The sequence below is a fragment of the Bacillus sp. DE0042 genome (assembly GCF_007680225.1).
In the GTDB taxonomy this organism is placed as follows: Bacteria; Bacillota; Bacilli; order Bacillales; family Bacillaceae_G; genus Bacillus_A; species Bacillus_A wiedmannii.
Window position 1 is genome coordinate 1408275 of sequence record NZ_VEJP01000001.1, and the last position, 21512, is coordinate 1429786.

At 35.1% G+C, this 21512-nt stretch carries 28 protein-coding genes and 1 pseudogene; 15 read left to right on the forward strand and 14 right to left on the reverse strand.

Annotated elements, in window-relative coordinates; translation table 11 throughout:
* The first annotated feature begins 446 nt into the window (after positions 1-446).
* A pseudogene (locus tag FS802_RS06970) lies at positions 447-1681 on the forward strand (dicarboxylate/amino acid:cation symporter).
* Positions 1682-1704: 23 nt separating this feature from the next.
* On the opposite strand, the gene FS802_RS06975 reads toward FS802_RS06970, so the two are convergent.
* Together FS802_RS06975 and FS802_RS06980 are read right to left on the reverse strand one after the other, a co-directional pair.
* Entirely contained in the window at positions 1705-1860 is a 156-nt protein-coding gene (locus FS802_RS06975; protein WP_000184929.1) for a hypothetical protein, read from the reverse strand.
* 136 nt (positions 1861-1996) lie between these two features.
* On the reverse strand, positions 1997-2416 hold the full coding sequence (locus FS802_RS06980) for a MarR family winged helix-turn-helix transcriptional regulator (RefSeq protein ID WP_000081441.1): 420 nt from the start codon (positions 2414-2416) through the stop codon (positions 1997-1999).
* A gap of 162 nt (positions 2417-2578) precedes the next feature.
* On the opposite strand from FS802_RS06980, the gene FS802_RS06985 reads away from it, so the two are divergent.
* Both FS802_RS06985 and FS802_RS06990 read left to right on the forward strand, forming a co-directional pair.
* A complete protein-coding gene (locus tag FS802_RS06985) occupies positions 2579-3010 on the forward strand; it encodes a YrvL family regulatory protein (RefSeq protein ID WP_098653897.1) in 432 nt (143 codons plus the stop codon).
* 33 nt (positions 3011-3043) lie between these two features.
* Positions 3044-3631, forward strand: a complete 588-nt coding sequence (locus tag FS802_RS06990; protein ID WP_098653898.1) for a thioredoxin family protein — start codon at positions 3044-3046, stop codon at positions 3629-3631.
* Between the two features lie 29 nt (positions 3632-3660).
* Here FS802_RS06990 and uppP read toward each other — a convergent pair whose 3' ends face one another.
* Positions 3661-4452, reverse strand: coding sequence for a bacitracin resistance undecaprenyl-diphosphatase (gene uppP / locus FS802_RS06995; protein ID WP_098653899.1), 792 nt, complete (start codon positions 4450-4452; stop codon positions 3661-3663).
* 181 nt (positions 4453-4633) lie between these two features.
* On the opposite strand from uppP, the gene FS802_RS07000 reads away from it, so the two are divergent.
* The 3 genes from FS802_RS07000 (at position 4634) to FS802_RS30975 (ending at position 6409) form a co-directional block, all read left to right on the forward strand.
* On the forward strand, positions 4634-5998 hold the full coding sequence (locus tag FS802_RS07000) for an MATE family efflux transporter (RefSeq protein ID WP_098653900.1): 1365 nt from the start codon (positions 4634-4636) through the stop codon (positions 5996-5998).
* 69 nt (positions 5999-6067) lie between these two features.
* Positions 6068-6241 (forward strand): hypothetical protein, encoded by a 174-nt coding sequence (locus FS802_RS07005; RefSeq protein WP_000343557.1) that lies wholly within the window; start codon positions 6068-6070, stop codon positions 6239-6241.
* Between the two features lie 18 nt (positions 6242-6259).
* Positions 6260-6409 carry a hypothetical protein gene (locus tag FS802_RS30975; RefSeq protein ID WP_000744621.1) on the forward strand — a complete coding sequence of 50 codons (150 nt, stop codon included), beginning with the start codon at positions 6260-6262 and terminating at the stop codon, positions 6407-6409.
* 63 nt (positions 6410-6472) lie between these two features.
* Here FS802_RS30975 and FS802_RS07010 read toward each other — a convergent pair whose 3' ends face one another.
* Positions 6473-6991, reverse strand: coding sequence for a biotin transporter BioY (locus tag FS802_RS07010; RefSeq protein ID WP_098653901.1), 519 nt, complete (start codon positions 6989-6991; stop codon positions 6473-6475).
* A gap of 286 nt (positions 6992-7277) precedes the next feature.
* Between FS802_RS07010 and FS802_RS07015 the strand changes: the two genes are divergently transcribed.
* On the forward strand, positions 7278-8129 hold the full coding sequence (locus tag FS802_RS07015) for an aminoglycoside phosphotransferase family protein (protein ID WP_098653902.1): 852 nt from the start codon (positions 7278-7280) through the stop codon (positions 8127-8129).
* A 2-nt stretch (positions 8130-8131) separates the two neighbouring features.
* On the opposite strand, the gene FS802_RS30980 is transcribed toward FS802_RS07015, so the two are convergent.
* The 5 genes from FS802_RS30980 to amaA all read right to left on the reverse strand — a co-directional run bounded on the left by FS802_RS30980 (position 8132) and on the right by amaA (position 11201).
* Entirely contained in the window at positions 8132-8293 is a 162-nt protein-coding gene (locus tag FS802_RS30980; RefSeq protein WP_098653903.1) for a hypothetical protein, read from the reverse strand.
* Positions 8294-8391: 98 nt separating this feature from the next.
* Positions 8392-9165, reverse strand: coding sequence for a hypothetical protein (locus tag FS802_RS07020; protein ID WP_098653904.1), 774 nt, complete (start codon positions 9163-9165; stop codon positions 8392-8394).
* A 24-nt stretch (positions 9166-9189) separates the two neighbouring features.
* Positions 9190-9636, reverse strand: a complete 447-nt coding sequence (locus FS802_RS07025; protein ID WP_098653905.1) for a flavodoxin — start codon at positions 9634-9636, stop codon at positions 9190-9192.
* The gene (locus FS802_RS30985) at positions 9629-9805 is read right to left on the reverse strand and encodes a hypothetical protein (RefSeq protein WP_098653906.1); all 177 of its coding nucleotides are present in this window, start codon (positions 9803-9805) and stop codon (positions 9629-9631) included. Before FS802_RS30985 ends, FS802_RS07025 begins: the two co-directional genes overlap by 8 nt.
* Positions 9806-10031: 226 nt before the next feature.
* Positions 10032-11201 carry an N-acyl-aliphatic-L-amino acid amidohydrolase gene (gene amaA / locus FS802_RS07030; RefSeq protein WP_098653907.1) on the reverse strand — a complete coding sequence of 390 codons (1170 nt, stop codon included), beginning with the start codon at positions 11199-11201 and terminating at the stop codon, positions 10032-10034.
* Positions 11202-11529: 328 nt separating this feature from the next.
* Between amaA and FS802_RS07035 the strand changes: the two genes are divergently transcribed.
* The 5 genes from FS802_RS07035 (at position 11530) to dltD (ending at position 15846) form a co-directional block, all read left to right on the forward strand.
* Positions 11530-11676, forward strand: coding sequence for a teichoic acid D-Ala incorporation-associated protein DltX (locus tag FS802_RS07035; protein ID WP_000440293.1), 147 nt, complete (start codon positions 11530-11532; stop codon positions 11674-11676).
* A gap of 12 nt (positions 11677-11688) precedes the next feature.
* Positions 11689-13203 (forward strand): D-alanine--poly(phosphoribitol) ligase subunit DltA, encoded by a 1515-nt coding sequence (gene dltA / locus FS802_RS07040; protein WP_098653908.1) that lies wholly within the window; start codon positions 11689-11691, stop codon positions 13201-13203.
* Positions 13200-14366: a D-alanyl-lipoteichoic acid biosynthesis protein DltB gene (dltB, locus tag FS802_RS07045; RefSeq protein WP_087979907.1), complete on the forward strand. Its 1167-nt coding sequence runs from the start codon at positions 13200-13202 to the stop codon at positions 14364-14366. The genes dltA and dltB overlap by 4 nt, the downstream gene beginning before the upstream one ends.
* Before the next feature lie 68 nt (positions 14367-14434).
* Entirely contained in the window at positions 14435-14674 is a 240-nt protein-coding gene (gene dltC / locus FS802_RS07050; RefSeq protein WP_000807310.1) for a D-alanine--poly(phosphoribitol) ligase subunit DltC, read from the forward strand.
* Positions 14671-15846 carry a D-alanyl-lipoteichoic acid biosynthesis protein DltD gene (gene dltD / locus FS802_RS07055; RefSeq protein WP_001030275.1) on the forward strand — a complete coding sequence of 392 codons (1176 nt, stop codon included), beginning with the start codon at positions 14671-14673 and terminating at the stop codon, positions 15844-15846. Before dltC ends, dltD begins: the two co-directional genes overlap by 4 nt.
* Positions 15847-15863: 17 nt before the next feature.
* Here the strand turns inward: dltD and FS802_RS07060 are convergent, their stop codons facing one another.
* Positions 15864-16958, reverse strand: a complete 1095-nt coding sequence (locus tag FS802_RS07060) for an NAD(P)H-dependent flavin oxidoreductase (RefSeq protein ID WP_098653909.1) — start codon at positions 16956-16958, stop codon at positions 15864-15866.
* 115 nt (positions 16959-17073) lie between these two features.
* Here FS802_RS07060 and FS802_RS07065 point away from each other — a divergent pair, with 115 nt between their 5' ends.
* A complete protein-coding gene (locus FS802_RS07065) occupies positions 17074-17994 on the forward strand; it encodes a S66 peptidase family protein (RefSeq protein WP_098653910.1) in 921 nt (306 codons plus the stop codon).
* 27 nt (positions 17995-18021) lie between these two features.
* Here the strand turns inward: FS802_RS07065 and FS802_RS07070 are convergent, their stop codons facing one another.
* The 3 genes from FS802_RS07070 to FS802_RS07080 all read right to left on the reverse strand — a co-directional run bounded on the left by FS802_RS07070 (position 18022) and on the right by FS802_RS07080 (position 19484).
* The gene (locus FS802_RS07070; protein WP_000435201.1) at positions 18022-18420 is read right to left on the reverse strand and encodes an SseB family protein; all 399 of its coding nucleotides are present in this window, start codon (positions 18418-18420) and stop codon (positions 18022-18024) included.
* Positions 18421-18505: 85 nt separating this feature from the next.
* On the reverse strand, positions 18506-19060 hold the full coding sequence (locus FS802_RS07075) for a cysteine hydrolase family protein (protein WP_141546010.1): 555 nt from the start codon (positions 19058-19060) through the stop codon (positions 18506-18508).
* Positions 19061-19070: 10 nt separating this feature from the next.
* Positions 19071-19484, reverse strand: a complete 414-nt coding sequence (locus tag FS802_RS07080) for a carboxymuconolactone decarboxylase family protein (RefSeq protein WP_098653912.1) — start codon at positions 19482-19484, stop codon at positions 19071-19073.
* 123 nt (positions 19485-19607) lie between these two features.
* Here FS802_RS07080 and FS802_RS07085 point away from each other — a divergent pair, with 123 nt between their 5' ends.
* Positions 19608-20060: an Lrp/AsnC family transcriptional regulator gene (locus FS802_RS07085; protein WP_001175491.1), complete on the forward strand. Its 453-nt coding sequence runs from the start codon at positions 19608-19610 to the stop codon at positions 20058-20060.
* Between the two features lie 100 nt (positions 20061-20160).
* A complete protein-coding gene (locus FS802_RS07090) occupies positions 20161-20343 on the forward strand; it encodes a DUF3913 family protein (protein WP_000707104.1) in 183 nt (60 codons plus the stop codon).
* Between the two features lie 29 nt (positions 20344-20372).
* Here FS802_RS07090 and FS802_RS07095 read toward each other — a convergent pair whose 3' ends face one another.
* Positions 20373-21386 carry a CPBP family intramembrane glutamic endopeptidase gene (locus tag FS802_RS07095; protein WP_098116145.1) on the reverse strand — a complete coding sequence of 338 codons (1014 nt, stop codon included), beginning with the start codon at positions 21384-21386 and terminating at the stop codon, positions 20373-20375.
* Between the last annotated feature and the right edge of the window lie 126 nt (positions 21387-21512).

Consider the following 21512-nt stretch of genomic DNA (forward strand, 5'->3'; position numbering starts at 1 on the left):
AATAGCTTCCATCCCTAATTAAATTGACATAAATTGTCCCCTTCCTTGACCATCTCTTTTGTGATGGTCTTATTTTTTGTTTACTCTACCTCTTATTTAAAACTCCCTCTCTCTTTCACTCTATATTCACACCCTGGTCACATCCAACTTTTATAGTATATGTACCGAAGCTGTTCCTCCCTAATTTATAAGACATTCCCCAGTGTCTTTGAATGGCTTCCATCCCTAATTAAATTGACATAAATTGTCCCCTTCCTTGACCATCCTATGTGATGGTCTACTTTGTTTTCTAACTAGATTCCTCAACTTTTTTGCTTACTTTAGCAAAAGCAATCTATATTTAAATACAAATTTTACACGGAATATTCAGAAAATACTGTCAAAATAGGTAGTTTTTCGGTACAATTAATGTAGAAAGCAATTTCACAAAAATAAGGGGGGTTTTATTGAAACAAACAAAAGTAATCTTAATTGCATTATTTCTCGGTTTAGTTGTTGGACTCACTTTAAATTTAGCTGCACCATCCATTTTTGAACCATTAAATCAATTTGTGTTCAATCCACTTGGTCAATTGTTTATTCGCCTCATTAAAATGCTAGTTGTTCCTGTTGTATTCATTTCTATCGTGCTTGGGGCTGCTGGGCTTGGAGACCCGAAACAACTTGGAAGAATCGGCTTAAAATCAATTTCATTCTTTCTTGTAACTACAGCCGTTGCTATCTCTATTGCAGTTACATTTGCACTGATTATTCAACCAGGATCTGGCGGTAACTTTAAAACAGAAGGGCTTAAATATGAAGGGGCAAAAACCGAAACATCTTTCGTCGATACATTGCTAAATATCGTACCAGATAACCCAGCAAAGCGATGGCTGATGGAAACATGTTACAAATTATTGCCTTTGCCGTATTAATCGGACTCGGTATAGCTATTTTAGGAAAACGGGTCCAAGGTATCCATTCATTACTTGAACAGGGCAACGAATTAATGATGTATCTTGTTAATCTCGTTATGAAATTAGCTCCAATCGGAACATTTGGATTGCTCGCTTCATCCGTTGGTAAAATGGGTCTTGCAGGCGTCGCTGCGATGTTCAAGTATATGATTGTCGTTATGCTAGTACTTATTATTCACGGCGTCTTCGTGTATGGCGGATTATTAAAGGTATTAGCAAAAGAAAGCATTGTCCGTTTCTTTAAACATTTCGGACCGGTAATGGCAATTGGGTTTAGTACATCTAGCTCTAATGCATCTCTTCCATTTGCAATGAAAACAGCACAAGAAAAACTTGGTGTTCCAAAAGCGATAAGTTCTTTTGTACAACCACTGGGTGCAACGATTAATATGGATGGTACTGCCATTATGCAAGGTGTAGCAACTGTGTTTATCGCTCAAGTATACGGAGTTGAGCTTACTATGTCCCAATTAGCTGTCGTCGTATTAACTGCTGTACTAGCTAGTATCGGTACTGCTGGTGTACCAGGTGTTGGACTTGTAATGCTTACGATGGTTTTAAATCAAGTAAATCTACCGGTAGAAGGTATTGCCTTAATTATCGGTATTGACCGCATTCTAGATATGTCACGAACAGCTGTAAATATTTCCGGTGATGCAATTTGTGCAATGATCGTCGCAAAATCAGAAGAAAAATATAATACAGATCAATCTGCAGCATCTTAAATAAAAAAAAGGAGTGAAATGATTCACTCCTTTTTTGATTTACTTCCTTTTTTCGAACGATATTCTTTTCCTTTGTTATCATTACCAGTATCAAATTCCGCACTAAACTCCTGCTGAAATTGTCCTGATTTTGGTGAGCCTTGATTTCCGCTCCCTTTACTACCATTTCGATTTGTCATATTTTTGCCCCCTTCCTTTACTAGTAGTATGTTACATATTTTCTTTTTTATAATCTTTTACATACGAAAGAAGACCTTCCTCACATAGGGAAGGTCTTCTCCTTTAATGCGTAAGCGTTTTCTTACTTGTAATGACTTAAATAAGTTTTTTAGAAATAGCTATCATTATATTCATTTCTTCTTCTGAAAGTGCGGAGAATCTTTCTTGTAAATATTTCTTTTTCTCCCCTTCCATTTTTGCAACTAAATCTTTTCCTTGCTCTGTAATCTCTAAATATACAACTCTGCGATCTGATGTAGAACGTGAACGGGTCACAAAGCCTTTATTAATTAATTTTTCTGTAACAGCTGTAATATGACTATTCGACACATTTAACTCATTAGCTACACGTGATACCATTTCTTTATTCGTACGGTTCAATATTCTAAGGACGATGAACTCATTCCACGGTATGTAACCACCAAATATTTTTCCAATATCATTACGCAACGTGCGAAACATAGCAAAAACATTTGTCGATAGTTCTTCCATTAATTGCTCTCGATTTTGAGACAATTTTGACAGCCCCTTTTATTTCATTTAGTTAAATAAAAACCTTATTAATAATTTTACATGAAATCTTACTTTTTGTCACCTTATTTCCCCATAATCCGTAGTTTTTTAATATACATTTCATGATACAACAAAATTAAATTTCCAGAAAAAGGATATGGAATAGTGAGTGAAGAAGACAAATTTTCTAATCTCAATCTAAAAGATAAGACTTTGATTATTGGTTTTGTTATTCTGTTTCTCATTATAATTTTTGCATTTATATTCTTTGTATATGTAGGAATCTTTCATATTACAGGTATAGAGTATAGATCACGCACTGCTTTACTTCTATTTTTTTTATTAATCACTTTCTTAGACGGTATTACATTCTTTATCTTCGGTTTCCTCAAGGCGTTGCTATATCCAATGACAAAAAACATGCCAAATTGGCTGGCTATTACTCTTTTTACAATCATTGAAATTACGCTAGATTGGTTCGTCATTCATACTGCCGACGATTGGATAGAGAGTGTTCAACTGTCCAACATTGCTGAATTATGTGTCGTACTATTCCTTTTCCTATTAAATAAATTATTAAGTGACAAGAAGGAGTAAGAATACAAGCTTTTCTATATAAAAATTGGTACAATGAAAACAAATCATACTAAAGAGGTGTTACTTATGAACTTACAACAATGGGCTGATAAAGGTATGTCCTTTGATACATATGTGAATGAAATGAAAGTAAATCAATACGAGCTACTGCACATTTACAATAACTTTTTAATTCCAAATGAATTACTTCCTGTATTAGAAGAACGCCAAAATGATGGCTGGCGTGTTATCGTATTAACAGCTGATTGGTGTGGTGACGCTCTTTTATGCGTACCTGTTATGAAACGAATTTCTGAAGTTGCAAATATTGATATGAGATTATTAATTCGCGATGAAAACTTAGAATTAATGGATCAATATTTAACAAATGGAACAGCACGTGCCATTCCAATTTTTATTTTCATTGATAAAGATGGAAATGAACAATCCGTTTGGGGACCACGCGCTCCAAAAGTACAAGAGTTAGTAACTTCAATGCGCGCTACATTACCTGCAAAAGAAGATCCAACATTCGAAGAAAAACAAAAAGAAATGTACGCTAATTTCCGTGCTACATTAGCGGATGATACTTCTCTTTGGGAACATGTAATGGAAAGCATGATGGAAAAAGTAGTAAAATAAAAAAACTGCCGAACTCGGCAGTTTTTTTATTACATAATGAAGAAATAGAATACCGCAGCTAAAATGAAACGGTAGTAAGCGAACGGTGTTAGTTTTACACGACCTAATAATTTTAAGAATGAAACAATTGCAAGCATCGCAACAACGAATGCTGTAATAAATCCTGTTGCAAATAATGGGATATCAGCCGTACTTAATATATCCCAGCTTTTAATTAAATCTAAACCACTTGCAGCTACCATCATTGGTACTGCTAAAATAAATGTATATTCAGCCGCCGCCGTATGTGACACGCGAGCTAATAAACCACCACTTATTGTAGAACCAGAACGAGAAAATCCTGGCCAAAGCGCTAAACATTGGAACATTCCAATTGTAAAAGCTTGCTTATATGTGATTTCATCTAATGTTCTTGCTGTACTTGGTTTCGAAAACTTCTCAGCAACAATCATTAAAATACCACCAGCCACTAAACTGATGACAACTGGGCCTGGCCCAAATAAAACTTCTTTAATCGCACTATGGAACAATACGCCAAGTACGCCGGCAGGAATCATCCCGATAATAATATGTAATAAATTTAACGATGGTCCCTCTGTTACTTTCCCTATACCTACTAAAGACCATAGACGCTTCCAAAATATAACAACAACTGCTAAAATCGATCCCAATTGAATAACAACTTCGAAAACTTTCGCTCTCTCGTCGTCAAATCCAAGTAAATGACCTGTTAAAATCATATGTCCTGTTGATGAAACTGGTAAAAACTCTGTTAAACCTTCAACAGCACCCATGATTATTCCAATTAACCAATCAGCCACGAGTAGTGCCTCCTTAATAACGAATATGTAATTTTTCACACCTTATCATAATACCTTATCCCCTTTTAAAGTGCATCCTTTTTTTATTGATTGTACATGTTGTATGCGCGTATTTCTTTTCTATTTTTTGATTAAATTGTATGATAGTAAGAGTTTGTTTTTTTAGCGGAAAGGGGATTTTATGAAAGAAACTAATTCATTCTCACAAAAATTAAAGCAATTTGTATTACTATTTTTCCCGATTTTCGTAACGCAAATGTCATTATTTTCAATGAGTTTTTTCGATACGACAATGTCAGGGCACGCAAGTCCTATTGATTTAGCGGGTGTTGCTATCGGAACAAGTATATGGCTTCCCGTTAGTACCGGATTAACAGGAATTTTAATGGCTACTACTCCAATTGTTGCGCAGCTCGTTGGATCAAAGAAAAAAGAGGATGTTCCCCAAGTTGTCATACAAGCAGTATATTTAGCAATTTGTGCTAGTTTCGTGGTCATCCTTATCGGTTTCTTCGCTGTTTCACCTATTTTAAACGGCATGCGCCTGGAAGAACCTGTAGAACGTATTGCGGCACAATTTTTAAGTATTATTGCAATTGGAATTATCCCTTTATTTACTTACACTGTTTTACGCGGGTTTATTGATGCATTAGGAAAAACTCGCACAACGATGATCATTACATTACTATCATTACCAATTAACGTAGTATTAAATTATGTATTAATTTTTGGTCATTTCGGTTTTCCAAAACTCGGTGGTGTTGGAGCGGCAATTGCTTCTGCAGCAACCTATTGGTGCATTTTAATTATTACCGTTATTATTATTCGTACGAAAGAACCTTTCGCATCTTTCAATATCTTTAAACAATTATATCGTCCTTCTCTTTCAAGTTGGACTGAATTCTTAAAACTTGGCGTCCCTATCGGATTTGCTATCTTTTTTGAAACAAGTATTTTCGCTGCGGTGACACTTATGATGAGTAATTTTAGTACGACAACAATCGCAGCTCATCAAGCAGCTATGAACTTCGCTTCCTTGTTATATATGACTCCTTTAAGTTTAGCAATGGCAATGACCATCGCTGTTGGATTCGAAGTTGGAGCAAAGCGATACAATAACGCAAAACAATATGGATTTATCGGGATTGGCTTAGCACTTGCATTCGCCCTATTATATTCAATTCTTCTCTATTTCTTTGATGATGCAATTGCTTCTATTTATACGACAGATATACAAGTTCATCATTTAGCAAAAGAATTTCTTATATTTGCGATTTTATTTCAAATTTCAGATGCAATTGCAACTCCTGTACAAGGGGCACTACGTGGTTATAAAGACGTAAATGTTTCCTTAATTATGACATTAATCGCTTATTGGGTAATAGGTCTCCCTCTCGGTTACATATTAGCAACGTATACTGACTGGGCAGCAAAAGGATATTGGATCGGTCTTATTATCGGTCTAGCATTTGGTGCCACTTTCCTTCTTGTCCGTCTCTTTCAAGTTCAAAGAAAATATACAACAGAAAACCGCCGCTCACGATAGAGGGCGGTTTTCTTTATGCATATTTTTTCTTTGAACGTATAACATAATGAAAAAGAAAGGTGGATACATATGGACGAAAAAGAAAAAAAGCAATCATTCGATGAAGAATTCGCCCCTGAAATTTCACCTGGATATCGACAAGATGTACATAAGCCACCTAAAAATAAAAACACTTCTTTTTTAATGGGTATTACCATTTTCGCTGCAGTACTACTTGTGCTTATCATTTTCGTTTACTTTTGATGGAAGGTGGTCATTAATATGAAGAAACAAAATTCCAATCGTTCGAAAAGAACTGTAAAAACAGAAAAAGGATATGCAGGTGATTCTGTTCTTACTCAAAAACAAGTCGAGCAAGGAAATTTATATATTGCTCAAAAAGAACTTGGTCAACAAAATGAAAACCTTTAGAATCCCTCAAAGAACTGGGGGATTTTTTTATCCGCTATTTGTAGCACTGATTCATGTTTCACTTTATTGTACATACTGCTTTTGTTCTAACACCTTAAATATATTATTAACCTTTACAATTTTCATTTCATAATTCAATTTCATTTCGCTTCTCTTACCATTTTCAGTACCCGCAACGTACGCTGCAGTTTGATAACGAAAACTTTCATCCGTCACTTCACGTATGTCCTCGTTTATAAATTTATACTCTAAATCCCGAAACCGATTTGGATAATAATTTCCTATTAATTGTTCATATCCTCTATTTACAAATAGTTCTTCACCTTTTCGTTTCACATCTTCTTTATTATTAAGCTCAAACACTGATAATTGCTCTGTCACAAAATGTTCTCCTACCTTTTTCATTTCATTATGAGTTAAAGTTTCTATACTTTTGTTCTTTAATTCATTATTTAATCCGTACTGATCAATCGGTTTAAAGCTAGCAAAAACCTCCTCTTTATATGACCAAAACAATCCAAAAGCGATACATAAAGAAGTGATTAATAGTCTTTTCTTCATAATACTCCCGCCCTTCTTCATAATGATAGGTATATTTTAACATATAGAAAGAAAATTCTGATATCATGAAGTGGAATAAGTTAACATAGAAATGAGGAACAATTATGGACTCTTACAAACAATATATAAAAGAAGCTTTGCCTAATCTTTCTATACATTCATATAAAGTGAAACTATAATCAGCGGGGTTTTTGTTCATCCCCCACTGATTATTAGTTAAACCAATCAGACATTTACGGGCAGTTGATCTCCCACCTAACTTCTTTGCTCCAGCCGAATTTTGAGGTGGGAGTTTTACTGCCCGTTAATGTCGGATAAACAAAATGAAGAAGGATGGGATAATGTAGCGGTTATAGTAAATGAGGAGCTACTGTTTCGTTTCCCGCGAAAACAAGAATATGCAATGCGAATTCCTTTAGAAAAAGAACTGTGCATAATTCTCTCTCATTTGCTACAAGAAATCGAGGTTCCAAAGTATCACCTATTATATAAAAATGATGCTGATACTTTTCCACTTTGTAGTTACTATACTCTCATTCATGGTGAACCGTTTAAAAAAGAAATAGTTACCAAGCTAGAAAAAAAAGAACTTGAAGTAATTATTACACAATTAGCGACTTTCCTTGCGGCTCTACATAGTATTCCTTTAAAGCGTGTGAAGGCATTAAAATTCCCTATAGAAAAAACACTGACCTACTGGAAAGAGCTACAAACTAAGTTAAATCAGTATGTTACTAACAGTCTTACTTCGTTACAGAAATCATCTTTAAATCGGTTATTTGAAAATTTCTTTACATGTATCGATACATCCACTTTTCAAAATACAATTATTCACGCTGACTTTACACATCATCACATTTTATTTGATCACCAAAATAAAACCATTTCAGGTATTATCGATTTTGGTGATGCTCAAATTGGAGATCCCGCCTTTGATTTTGCTGGGCTATATTATGATTTCGGACATGAATTTACTACATCAGTATATGAACATTACAGTACGCTTATTTCACACCATGATCCATTACTCATTCACCGCATCACGAGTTTTTATCAATACAGTCCTTTACTACATAATATGATTTATAACTTTGAAACAAAGAATGAACTTGAATTTCTAGCAGGTATAGAACAACTGAAAGTAATACTACAGGGATGAGATTACATTCTCTCCCTATAATCTCTCTCCTCATACATCATTAATTTTTTATCCATTTCAACAATAACTTGATACAGTTGAAATGCTTGTAAAATTTTCAGTTGAATTCCAAAAGGAGCATTCTGTTCTTTTAACCATTGAAATACTTTCGTTTCATCTTCCATTGATTATTCCTCCCTTTATTAAAATCTGCTACAAATATACGGTAAATGATGAAAAGCTTTTCATGTCAATAACAAAAAAGGATGCAAAATTGCATCCTTTAATGTACGATATTTTTCTTCTGTTTCGCTTCTTTCTTTGCTTCTTCCCTTTGGCATTCACTACGAAACGCACAACTCATACACTCAGAACGAAAATGACGCTCTGTATAATGCTCAGGTTGCTGCAACATTTCTTTCATTCTAGATAAATCAGCCATTCCAGTTATAATATCTTCCTGTTTCGGAATGTACTCATACTTAGTTCCTTCTATTAAATTAATAACTTCAATTTTTCCGGGAAGAATGCCAAAAGCTTTATAATTGAATACTGTCATTAACTTTTGACAAAGAGCAAGCATTTCCTCATCCGCATCGACAACATACTTTTTAATTACAAACGACTCAGTACTCCACTCACCAACTTCTAATGTCAATGACATGTGGACACCTAGCTCTTCCATATATGTTTGAAATTTTTCATATAAAAATAACGGCGGTGTCTGACTATCATCTCTTTCAACAAATTGTAATAAGTGATCTGTTAGCTTCGCTAACACAATATAATACTCCGTCTTCGAAGCAAACATATTAATCCTTACTTTTTTCCAATACTTTTCTATTAATATTAAAAGTACGATTCTCGTTTGTTGGCCCGCAGGTAGTGTGTAATATTCGTTAATAATTCGATTCACAATCATTTGTGCGATTTGTTGCCATTCAAACGAAGAAGGTTCTCTTCTTTTTATATGACGAAAATAAAATTTATGCGGGCAACGCATAAAATCATACAAATGATAATCTGTCATCGTTTTGATTGCGATTTTCTCGTGCACTTGCTCTTCATCTCCCTTCTGCCATTAAGAAAGGTGTTTTACAAATTCAGCTCCAAACTGTAAACATTTTTCTACATCTTCATCTTCTGGCGTTAATTCTACTTTTAGTCCTTCTAACACAACTGCAGCTCCGCGCTCTTGTAGCTTTTCTATTAAAATGTCAACCGCCACGCCGTACTTCGGATAAGCTGAATCACATGACCCGAATACTGCCGCTTTTTTCCCAGTTAAATCAATAGAATCCATTGCGTCATAAAAATCTAAGAAATCATCAGGAAGGTCACCGTCTCCCCAAGTGTAAGCACCTAAAATAATTCCATCATACTGTTCTAACATAGAAGCTTCTGGTGAATCCATAATATCGACAACTTCAATTTCATTTTCTGTTTCACGAATTGCACCCGCAATATGATCAGCCATTTCCTCTGTATTTCCACTCATACTTGCAAAAATCATTACTAACTTACTCAACTAAATCTCTCCTTTTACCTTGTATCTCTTTTTCTGTTAGAAGTGTACTCTTCTCATCTACATATTCAGATCGAATTACATTTCGTTGCCATTCCATATGCTGATCAACATCTTTATTTTTATTTTTTAATCCCCTCCGCAGAAGGTGAAATTTTTTTCTCATTAACATGTCGCATCCATCCTATTGATAATAATTATCAATTTCAACTACCTTTAGATTAATTGACATTGATTATCACTGTCAACAACTATTTTTTAAAAAATGATTAAAATGTACAAGCTTGTCCGTTAGCTATTCATATACTATAAATGAGCATAGTTCTTTCTCAGCCCTCTCTGACGGAAAGAAATAAAAGCAACTGCGATAGAGCGCAGTTGCCTTTTTTTATACTTTTCTACGATTTTAGTAATCTTATCGCTGTCTCTAGAAATAATTCCACTCCATAAATTAAAGCTGCTTCATCTACATCAAATTTTGGATGATGATGTGGATAACAAGTATCTACCTTTTCATTTCCCGTCCCCAATTTAATGAAGCAACCCGGTGCTTTTCTTAAATATGCTGAAAAATCTTCTCCTCCCATAGAAGGTTCAAGCTTCACAACACGCTCATTCCCAAACAAATATAGTGCACTTTCTTCTACTACTTTCGTAATATATTCATCATTAATAACCGGATCATATCCATATCGATACGTATATGTATACTTCCCTCCATGTGCTTTTGTAATTCCTTTCACGATTTTCTCAATTTTCTCTTCTGCTTCCACCCTTAATGCTTGATTAAATGAGCGAACAGTTCCCATTAAAGTTGCTGCACTAGGAATAATATTATCAGCTATTCCCCCATGAAACTGTGTAACTGAAACGACCCTTTGCATGAAAGCACTTGTATTTCTTGATACGATATGTTGTAAATTTGTAATAATCTGTGCTCCGATAGCAATAGGATCTATCGTTTCTTCTGGCCTCGCCGCATGCCCTCCTTTCCCTTGAATTTCAACTGTAAATACGTCCGGTGCCGCCATCATCGGCCCATACGCAATTCCGATTTTCCCGCTCTCCAATCCAGACATAACATGTAAACCTATTACATAATCAACACCATCCATCACGCCTGCCTCAACCATTTCTTGTCCCCCGCCAGGATACACCTCTTCTGCGTGCTGAAAGAAGAGACGAATCTCACCTACAAAATCTTCCTTTATATTTGATAGCACCTCTGCTGTACTTAACAAAATAGCTGCGTGAGCATCATGCCCACATGCATGCATCATTCCTTTATTCACAGACGTATAAGATTTCCTTGTCTCCTCTTGAATTGGTAAAGCATCTATATCAGCTCGAATCGCAACTACTTTCCCTTGTCCCGTCCCTCTTTTAATTGCTAGTACACTATACTTCGTCGGTCTCGTTACTTCAAAAGAAGAAAATGAACATAATGTTTCATATATAAATTGTGAAGTTTCTTTTTCATGAAATGATAATTCCGGATATTTATGAAAATGCTGTCTCCATTTTATAATGTTTTCTTCTGAAATAAGATCCTTCCACATCCTCTTCATCAGAAATTCCTCCTCTTATGAAACTTTAACAATTCATACATTAACTATGAAAAACTCAAACAAATATTACATTTCTATACATTCTCCCAGACCACTTTTATACATTCACACAATCCACTTCCTATTTACATGTCAAACCCATTACAAATTCATACTGAATGTAATATAATTGCTAAGTTAGGGATTTTCTTTTTTAGTATTTAGTGCTAATATCAGAAAAGAGCCTTTTGACTTATTTTTACCTAAAATGTGGAATTTTGTTTTTTTCACAATAATGTAGGACATGATACCTACAAAGAGCTATCATTTCATTAAGAGAGGGAAAGACATGGAAAGATTAAAAGAGATATGGTCTCGACCACTCACACAATGGGTTGCAAAGACGGTTTATTACCTTGCAATTTTATTTGCATTACTTTGGTTGTATGGATTCCATGATACAAACACAAGTACATTTATTTACAACGAATTTTAGGGTGGGAACGTTATGAAGTTATTAGAACAAATTGAAAAGTGGGCTATTGAAACGCCTGATCAAACTGCTTTTGTTTGGCGAGATGCGAAAATTACGTACAAACAATTAAAGGAAGATTCTGATGCGTTAGCACATTGGATTTCTTCTGAGTATCCAGATGATCGTTCACCAATTATGGTGTATGGCCATATGCAACCTGAAATGATTATTAACTTTTTAGGATGTGTAAAAGCTGGACACGCTTATATTCCTGTAGATTTATCTATCCCAGCTGATCGTGTACAACGTATCGCTGAAAATTCTGGTGCGAAACTACTTTTATCAGGAACTGAAGTAACTGTAACTGATTTACCAGTTCGCATTGTAAGTGAAGACAACTTAAAAGATATTTTCTTTACTCATAAAGGGAACACTCCAAATCCTGAACATGCGGTAAAAGGTGATGAGAACTTCTACATTATTTACACATCAGGAAGCACAGGTAATCCGAAAGGGGTTCAGATTACTTATAACTGCCTTGTAAGCTTTACAAAATGGGCTGTAGAAGATTTCAACTTACAAACAGGACAAGTATTCTTAAACCAAGCACCTTTCTCATTCGATTTATCTGTCATGGATATTTACCCATCATTAGTAACAGGTGGTACACTTTGGGCAATCGATAAAGATATGATTGCACGTCCAAAAGACTTGTTTGCTTCTTTAGAGCAATCGGATATACAAGTATGGACTTCAACACCATCTTTCGCAGAGATGTGTTTAATGGAAGCATCTTTCTCTGAGAGTATGCTACCGAACATGAAAACATTCTTATTCTGCGGTGAAGTGTTACCAAATGAAGTAGCTAGAAAATTAATTGAGCGTTTCCCGAAAGCGACAATTATGAATACGTACGGTCCAACAGAAGCTACTGTCGCTGTAACAGGTATTCACGTTACAGAAGAAGTGCTTGATCAATACAAATCACTTCCAGTTGGCTACTGTAAATCAGACTGCCGCCTTCTTATTATGAAAGAAGATGGCACCATGGCACCTGATGGTGAAAAAGGTGAAATCGTAATTGTCGGTCCAAGCGTAAGCGTTGGATATTTAGGAAGCCCTGAATTAACAGAAAAAGCATTTACTATGATTGACGGTGAGCGTGCCTATAAAACAGGCGATGCTGGCTATGTTGAAAATGGTCTTCTATTCTATAATGGTCGTCTTGATTTCCAAATTAAGCTGCATGGTTATCGAATGGAATTAGAAGAAATTGAGCATCACCTTCGTGCGTGTTCTTACGTAGAAGGAGCAGTTATCGTTCCAATTAAAAAAGGTGAGAAATACGATTATTTATTAGCGGTTGTTGTTCCTGGCGAACATTCATTTGAAAAAGAATTCAAATTAACATCTGCAATTAAAAAAGAACTCAATGAGCGGTTACCAAACTACATGATTCCACGTAAATTCATGTATCAATCTTCTATTCCAATGACACCAAATGGAAAGGTAGATCGCAAAAAATTATTGAGTGAGGTTACAGCATGACCGCATATGGATCATTTTATTTTTTCGCTATAGTGGGCATTTTATTAATACCTACTATCATAGCTGGATTAAAAGGTAAAATGTTGCGTAAATATAATGCCGTTTTAACATTAGTCATGATTGCTATTATCTTCTCGGATAAACCGAAGCAAGCGATTATGTTAGCCGCATTTATTATTTGGCAATATGCCCTAATTAAAGGCTATTTAATTTTAAGAAAACAAAATAATAGTACATTCATGTTTTGTATAGCTGTTATTTTATCGATTTTGCCACTTATTTTGGCAAAAATCGCACCATTTGTACCTGAATTACATTTTATTGTTTTCGCAGGTATGTCTTACGTAACATTTAGAGCTGTACAAATGGTCTTTGAAGTTCGTGATAATTTAATTAAAGAACTTTCCTTCTTTAATTTCTGGGAGTTTGTTTTATTCTTCCCTGCGATTTCAAGTGGACCTATCGATCGTTACCGTAGATTCCAAAAAGATATCCAAAAGCCACCTAGCGCTGAAGAATATCAAAAGTTACTATATACAGGGCTTAACCGTATTTTTCAAGGTTTTCTGTATAAATTTATAATCGCGCACTTGATAACAACATATCTTGTAAAGGCAGTATTCGCCAATCAAGATACACTTTTATCTAATACGATTTTTATGTATGCTACTAGCATGCAATTATTCTTTGACTTTGCAGGTTATAGTGCGTTCGTAATTGGTATCAGTTACATGATGGGAATTAAAACTCCTGAAAACTTTAATAAGCCATTCCTTAGTCGTAACATTAAAGACTTCTGGAACCGCTGGCACATGAGTTTATCATTCTGGTTCCGTGATTTTATTTACATGCGTTTCGTCTTTTTTGCAACGAAGAAAAAGTTAATTAAAAACCGCTACACAATTTCGTATATCGGTGCATTTTTAAACTTCTTCATCATGGGAATTTGGCACATCCAAGGAAGCGCTGTTGCGCAGTATGTTATTTATGGTCTATATCATGCCGCACTGTTTATTTTATTCGATATTTTCGAACGAAAAAACAAGAAGCATAAGTTTTGGCCAAACAATAAATTTACACATGTCCTTGCGATTGTAATTACGTTCCACGTTGTATGTTTCGGTTTCCTAATTTTCTCTGGACACCTTAACAGATACTTTTAATGCACCCTTCTTATACTACTAAGAAGTTGCACATATAATATATTTCGGATATAAAGGAGATTTTAAAAATGGCAGAATTCAAAGAGCAAGTATTAGATATTTTAGAAGAAGTATGTGAAAACGATATTGTGAAAGAAAACTTAGATGTTCAATTATTTGAAGAAGGTATTCTTGATTCTTTCGCTGTAGTATCTTTATTAGTTGAATTCCAAGAGCGTTTAGATATTGAAGTTTCTATTTCTGATTTTGACCGTGACGAGTGGGCTACACCAAACATGGTTATTAAGAAGTTGGAAGAAATCCGATGAACAAAGCAAAATTCGGTCCGATGCTTTTAGCATTGGCCCTTTTTGCTGTATTCTTACTTATTCCAACGCGCTTCCTACTTCCACTTTTAAGTGATGAAAAAGTAGAACAAGCTGCCACTTCTTTAAAAGAAGAAAAGATTCAAAGTATGATTTTACAGCAAAAGATGTTAGCAGACCCGAAATACCTTCCGATGTACGGTTCATCGGAATTCGCACGTATGGATGCTTTCCATCCATCAAATTATTTCAAAGTAAAGCCTGAAGGGTTCACACCATTCCTGCTTGGACGCGGGGGAACACAAGACCTTGTACATGTGTTAAACTTTGCATCTACAATGGATCAATTGAAAGATAAGAAAATGGTATTCGTTCTTTCTCCGCAATGGTTTGTACCACAAGGTATTGATGAAACACACTTTGCACCTAACTTCTCAAAACAACAAGGCTATCACTTGCTTTTCAATGATGACTTAAAGCCTGAAATGAAAAAGCAAATCGCAAAACGTTTATTAAACTTTGAGATTGTTAAGAAAGAAACTTTACTAAAAATTTCGCTTGAAGGTATCGTTTATGATGATACAAAGCATAAAGTAAAAGCACTTGCTGCTAAACCTTTCGCTTATATTTATCGTAACATTTTAGATCGTAAAGATTTATTTACAGCAATGTTTGATATTAAACCGCATAAAGAAAAACTTGACCCTTCATTAAAACAAATGAATTGGGACGAGGCTCGTAAACATGCAGATCAAACTGGTGCTGTAGAATCAGGATCTAACGAATATGGTATCGAAGATGATTACTTCAATAGCAAAATTAAGAAGAAATTAAAGCAACGTGAAGGCTACTTAAAAAATGATGCTTATGATCAATCGCCAGAATATGAAGATTTACAAATTGTACTTGATTTATTAAAACAATCTGGTGCAAAACCACTCTTCATTTCTGTTCCTGTAAAAGGTCCTTGGTACGATTACGCTGGCTTCCCGAAAGAACGTCGCGAATTGTACTATAAGAAAGTTCATGAGCAAATTGAGAAAGCTGGCTATCCAATTGCCGACTTCTCGAATCATGAGTATGATAAATATTTCTTAAAAGATCATATGCATTTAGGTTGGAAAGGCTGGGTTTATATCGATGAGGCCATCCAACAATTTTATAAAGCAAACTAATGAAAAGACCACTTGAATTATTCAAGTGGTCTTTTTCTATATATATTTTGTAATTGTTCGATTACGTTCTCTGCTTCTTTCATAACTCGCTCCACTACATGCTGAGCTGATTCTATTCGTGCTAATGATGACGCTTGCCCTGCCCAAAGCGACATGTATTCTCCTTTATTTTGTTTTGCTGCTTCTTGGCGTATTTTAGAGGTTAATACATTTTGCACTGGATACATCGGAAGCCCTTCTTCTTTCCCTTCATGTCTCTCTATAAATTCATTACGAATACCCCGCGCATATTTCCCGGAAAACGCACGGGTCACAGTTGTACTCGTATCTGTACTATGTAACACTGCTTCTTTATACACATCATGCGTAATACTTTCTTCACTCGTTAAAAAGGCTGATCCCATTTGAACAGCTTCTGCCCCCAGTGTAAATGCTGCAACAAGCCCTTGTCCGTTCATTACACCACCTGCTGCAACAATCGGGATATGCGGGACTGCTGCTACTAACTGTGGAATTAATGCAAACGTACCAATCATAGCGTCCTGTTCTTTCCCAATAAACGTTCCTCTATGCCCTCCTGCCTCACTACCTTGACCGACAATAATGTCTACTCCTAATTCAGCAAGCACCCTCGCCTCTGTCACATGAGTAGCTGTTCCGATAACTTTTATTCCTCTTCTTTTTAAGTCACCTATTTCTTCTTTTTCTAACGTTTGAAATGCAAAGCTAACGACTGGTACGTTTTCTTCTATTAACACTTGTAATTGTTCTTTATAGCTTTTGGGGAGCTTTATCGCCTCTTCTTCCCCTATACCGAATTCTCTATTCATCCCGCTAAGTAATACCTTTGCCAAGTTTACTTTCTCTTCTTCTATCTGTATCTCTTTCGTTAACAGTAAATTAACACCGAAAGGCTTATCAGTTCGTTCCCTTATTTTATAAATTGCTTCACGAATTTGCTCAGGGCTCATATAGCCTGCTCCAAGCGTTCCTAGTCCTCCGCTATTACTTACAGCTGCAACAAGATCAGGCGTCGTAATCGCACCTGCCATACCTGCTTGAATGATGGGATACTTAATTTGTAATAGATCTATTACGCGACTTGTAAACATCATTTCTCCTCCTATTCCCCTTATATCTTCTTTATTTGACAAACTTTCCCCTTCTTTTACAAGGGTTGAACTTCATAGGAAGCGAATATATTGAAAGGGAAGGAGGCTGAAAACAATGATATATCCAAATGCGTTACAACAAGGTGATACAGTAATGATTATTGCACCGTCCGGCCCACCAACAATTGAAAATGTATTAAAAGGGGTAACCCTATTACAAGAAATGGGTTTATCTGTAGTAATCGGGAAGAGTGTTTATGAGAAATATGGATATTTAGCTGGAAGTGATCAAGTTCGGCTCGATGATATACATGGAGCATTTACAAATAATGAAGTAAAGGCCATTTTCTGTGCACGAGGTGGTTATGGAAGTGCCCGTCTCCTCCCTCACATTCAATATGAAATCATTCAGCAGAATCCAAAAATCTTTTGGGGATATAGCGATATTACAGCTTTACATACTGCCTTTTCACGTTATGCAAAGCTTGTTACTTTTCATGGTCCAATGGTTGAAGAATTAGGTAAAGGTGTAGATTCTCTTTCTTTATCTTCTTTCAATCAACTATTCCATCCGTATTCAAACATCTTATCTGCTTCAGAATGTATCGTACCTACCTCTCCATGTACAGTTACAGGCACATTGGCGGGAGGGAATTTAACTGTATTAACGAGTATAATTGGCTCACCCTATGAGATAAATACGGCTAATAAACTTTTGTTGCTTGAAGACATTGGGGAAGAACCGTATCGCATTGACCGCATGTTAAATCAGCTACTTTTATCTGGCAAGTTTAATGAATGTAGCGGTGTTATTTTTACAAGTTGTCACGACTGCACTCCTTCTAAACCATCTCAATCATTGCAAACAATACTATATGAATATTTCGCACCATATCATATACCTGTCCTATTCGGTTTACCGATTGGACATATAAACCCAAACATCGGGATTCCTCTTGGAGCTACAGCGACAATAAATACAAATAATAAAACACTCTCTATTTCTTCTGGCGTAGCCAATCCGTATTCAAATTAAAAAGGAAAAGCGATTCCGCTTTTCCTTTTATTTATAATAATTAAAAATTCGTCCAGATGCGATATCTGCAACTTCTTCTGGAATAAATGTTTTACTTATATCAGTGCCAACATTTAATACTGCTGTAGCATCTTTCTCAATGCTACCAAATAATTCTTTTCCACGTATCGTAATAAGGGGCGTTCCTTCTGGCAACACGTCTTTTACAAATTCCATTTGTGTAAAGAACGGAACGATCCATCTACCCTCTCCTTGGAAATGACGCAAGCGAAGTATTCCTTCTGTTGCCCCGTCCTCTGCTTCTAGTGAACCAGCAACATAAAACTCAGTAGATAAGAGCAATTCATAAAATTCCTTTTGCTTCTGTTTATCGTCCCCTGCTACAACAAGTACTTCTTCTATTCTCTTTACCGGAATTTGCTCCATATGATGCCACCCCTATTTCAAAATGATTGTACTTAGATTATACGAAATATTCTTATTTTTTTCTACATAATTCGCAATTATTTTCTTAAAATAATTTTAATACTTCTTTTGTCGTTACAATCGTAGCAAATTCATCATGTAAGTTTACAAGTGTCATATTGTGAATGTCCTCTGCACTATACTCTGCCCCGTCCAGACCTTTACGATTGAATGTAGCCGTCGCATCGCTCACTAAATACGTTGTAAATCCTAAATTACCTGCCATTCGTGTTGTAGTCTCCACACAATGATTTGTCGTTAATCCTACAATCACTACCGTATTACATTTTTGCTCTCTTAATTGTTCTTCTAAATTTGTCCCAATGAACGCGCTATTAACGGATTTCCGGATAATTATTTCATCTGGCAGTGGTTTCACTTCTTCTTTAAAGTTTACTGTTTCTGCTTGTTGATAAAACATCGACTGAACATCTTCTTTATTTACATGTTGAATATGAAAAACTGGTCGCTTCCTTCTTCTCCATTCTTCTAATAAATTTTTCATATTTTCTTCAGCAAAAAGATTATTTCTCTCACCCCAGTATGGTAATTGAAACGCCTTTTGTACATCAATTATGATAAGTGCTATTTGATTAGTCATCATTTTCTCCTTAATTTGGTTGTAGTTGAAATACAAAACCAAGTTGCTGCGACGCAGTAATAAAACAAATATAAGCGCAAAGTTCTACAATTTCTTTTTCCGTCCAATATTGTTTTAATACATGAAACATATTATCATCTATCGCCTTTCGATCATGAACAAATGTATGCGCAAAAGTAACGGCTACACTAATCTCCTCTGCCTTTTGCACATCATCAGGTCTTCCCTTTGCCATGCAGTACGGACATTCATTCCCATACGCTAATGTTCTTCTCACTTGCTCCTTCAACTCTGCTGAAAGTGTTCCTTTATTGTACAGTGTATCCTCTAACGTACTCCACGAATGTAATATATCCAGATTATGGCCTAATAAATTTTGAAACTTTGTATCTCCTACATTTGATAATGAAATTCTCTCCATCATTTTCCCTCCTATTTCCTTCTGTTTTATTGTAAAATAAATGAAGTTCACTTTACATTTCATATGAATCTTAATTCATATTTTTTCTTTACAAAAATTATTATTTTACTGGAGGTATATTTACAAATGCAACTAGACCGTGTCGATCGAAAGATTTTAAATGAATTATATAATGATAGTCGCCTTTCCATGCGTGAATTGGCGAAACGAGTAAACTTATCTGCTCCGTCTACTGCAGAACGTGTTCGCAAACTTGAAAGTGAAGGCGTGATTCAAAAGTACACAATCGATATCGATTATAAAAAAGCAGGACTTGTTTTAGATTGTATTTTAGAAATCACTTTAAAAAACGGTGATACAACACGTATGCAACAGTTTATTCAGTCTTATCCATCTGCAAGTTTTTGTTACCGAGTAACAGGAAGCTTATGCTACATTGTAAAAATTTCTGTTCCTTCACTCGTTGAACTTGAAGATTTTATCAATGATGTTTCTTCATATGCAACGACAGTTTCTCATATCGTATTATCAGAAGTATCTCTTACTCCTGATATTGAACATATCTTCCCAGAAGCTTAATTTATTTTTATTCATAAAACACAAAAAAACCCCTTACAATAAGAATAAAAATAATATATTATGTATTAAAATACATAAAGTTCGAGAAAGGGGCTTTACATTGAAAATCTGGTTTTATGAAAAAACGGCACAATTAGACGACTTGCTTGGCATTTGGGATAATGTTCCCACTATCCCTCGAATTGGTGAAAAAGTGGAGATTTTAAAAACAGTCCGTATCGTTACAGATATTAAATATGTAAAGAACGGTAATAATTTTCGTGTAGAAATTATTACAAATTAAAAAGTAGCTCTTTAGGAGCTACTTTTTAATTATCTATCCTGTGCTTTCTTTATAACAATTTTATCTTCTTCTACAGATACTGTTACATAATCATTTTCTTCTAATCGAAGCTTATTTACAGCCTCATCTGGTAGCTCTACAGCCATCAGTCTATCTGTTACAATTACTTGACTATACACTTCATTTTCTTGTGATGCACTCACTACTTTTTCCTCATTTATAAAGCGTACTGGTGGCACACCTACTTCTTTTACTGTACGCCATTGCTTCCAAACGTAAGGAATTAACCAAAGTAACCCAACAACTGTAAGACCGATACCGATCCATAAATTACTTTGTGCTTGTAATTCAGTAATTGAGATTGCGCTACTCTCTTCTCCACCGACAAATTGCATACTTGTTGCAATTAAATTATTTAGAGCGTGTACAGCGATATTCGTCCATATATTTTTCGTCTTTATGTATAAAAGACACATTACAACACCAAACATGAACGCACCAATAACATCAAAATGTCCTAAACCAAAAATAAGTGAAGATATGATTACAGCTTTTTTAATTCCCCATTTATAAGCCATTCGTTGTAAAAAGAATCCCCTAAAAATAACCTCTTCCATAATAGGTGCTAATACACATGCTGAAATGAAAGTAAATATCGTCATATATACGTTACTCGTGTTAATAACATTTCCGTCTTCTAACATAGTAACTAAGAAATTCGGTAACGTATGTGCTAATATGTAAAATTGAATATGAGATATACCAACTGAAAAAATCATTCCCATTATCGTTGCTAATACAATTAATCCCCACGGTAAACGTCCTGGCTTATCAAAAAAACTGTTAAATACAACGTTATTTTTATTTGTTTTTACGTATAACCAAAATAACGGAAATACAAAAAATAATGTTATTTGTGAAATAACCTCCATCGTATTCTCAGAAACATTTGATAGACCTAATGGGATCATCGTAAGGAACACCCCTATAATCATCCATCCAAAAAAGCTACGTAGTCTTATACGTGAAAATGCATAGTGCATATAGAACACCCCCAAAGATAGTAAAATAAATGGTGTGATAACTAAATTATAATATGAATATAGTTGAAATTCTTCCTGTTTGTCTCAAACACTTTTGAACAACATATATAGTAATCATTCTTTTCT

Coding starts and splice junctions, on each gene's coding strand:
- FS802_RS06975 (WP_000184929.1), bottom strand. CDS start 1,860: ATGACAAATCGAAATGGTAGTAAAGGGAGCGGAAATCAAGGCTCACCA.
- FS802_RS06990 (WP_098653898.1), top strand. CDS start 3,044: ATGAAAACAAATCATACTAAAGAGGTGTTACTTATGAACTTACAACAA.
- FS802_RS07000 (WP_098653900.1), top strand. CDS start 4,634: ATGAAAGAAACTAATTCATTCTCACAAAAATTAAAGCAATTTGTATTA.
- FS802_RS07005 (WP_000343557.1), top strand. CDS start 6,068: ATGGACGAAAAAGAAAAAAAGCAATCATTCGATGAAGAATTCGCCCCT.
- FS802_RS30975 (WP_000744621.1), top strand. CDS start 6,260: ATGAAGAAACAAAATTCCAATCGTTCGAAAAGAACTGTAAAAACAGAA.
- FS802_RS07010 (WP_098653901.1), bottom strand. CDS start 6,991: ATGAAGAAGGGCGGGAGTATTATGAAGAAAAGACTATTAATCACTTCT.
- FS802_RS07015 (WP_098653902.1), top strand. CDS start 7,278: ATGTCGGATAAACAAAATGAAGAAGGATGGGATAATGTAGCGGTTATA.
- FS802_RS30980 (WP_098653903.1), bottom strand. CDS start 8,293: ATGGAAGATGAAACGAAAGTATTTCAATGGTTAAAAGAACAGAATGCT.
- FS802_RS30985 (WP_098653906.1), bottom strand. CDS start 9,805: ATGTTAATGAGAAAAAAATTTCACCTTCTGCGGAGGGGATTAAAAAAT.
- amaA (WP_098653907.1), bottom strand. CDS start 11,201: ATGAAGAGGATGTGGAAGGATCTTATTTCAGAAGAAAACATTATAAAA.
- FS802_RS07035 (WP_000440293.1), top strand. CDS start 11,530: ATGGAAAGATTAAAAGAGATATGGTCTCGACCACTCACACAATGGGTT.
- dltA (WP_098653908.1), top strand. CDS start 11,689: ATGAAGTTATTAGAACAAATTGAAAAGTGGGCTATTGAAACGCCTGAT.
- dltB (WP_087979907.1), top strand. CDS start 13,200: ATGACCGCATATGGATCATTTTATTTTTTCGCTATAGTGGGCATTTTA.
- dltC (WP_000807310.1), top strand. CDS start 14,435: ATGGCAGAATTCAAAGAGCAAGTATTAGATATTTTAGAAGAAGTATGT.
- dltD (WP_001030275.1), top strand. CDS start 14,671: ATGAACAAAGCAAAATTCGGTCCGATGCTTTTAGCATTGGCCCTTTTT.
- FS802_RS07060 (WP_098653909.1), bottom strand. CDS start 16,958: ATGTTTACAAGTCGCGTAATAGATCTATTACAAATTAAGTATCCCATC.
- FS802_RS07065 (WP_098653910.1), top strand. CDS start 17,074: ATGATATATCCAAATGCGTTACAACAAGGTGATACAGTAATGATTATT.
- FS802_RS07070 (WP_000435201.1), bottom strand. CDS start 18,420: ATGGAGCAAATTCCGGTAAAGAGAATAGAAGAAGTACTTGTTGTAGCA.
- FS802_RS07075 (WP_141546010.1), bottom strand. CDS start 19,060: ATGACTAATCAAATAGCACTTATCATAATTGATGTACAAAAGGCGTTT.
- FS802_RS07080 (WP_098653912.1), bottom strand. CDS start 19,484: ATGATGGAGAGAATTTCATTATCAAATGTAGGAGATACAAAGTTTCAA.
- FS802_RS07085 (WP_001175491.1), top strand. CDS start 19,608: ATGCAACTAGACCGTGTCGATCGAAAGATTTTAAATGAATTATATAAT.
- FS802_RS07095 (WP_098116145.1), bottom strand. CDS start 21,386: ATGCACTATGCATTTTCACGTATAAGACTACGTAGCTTTTTTGGATGG.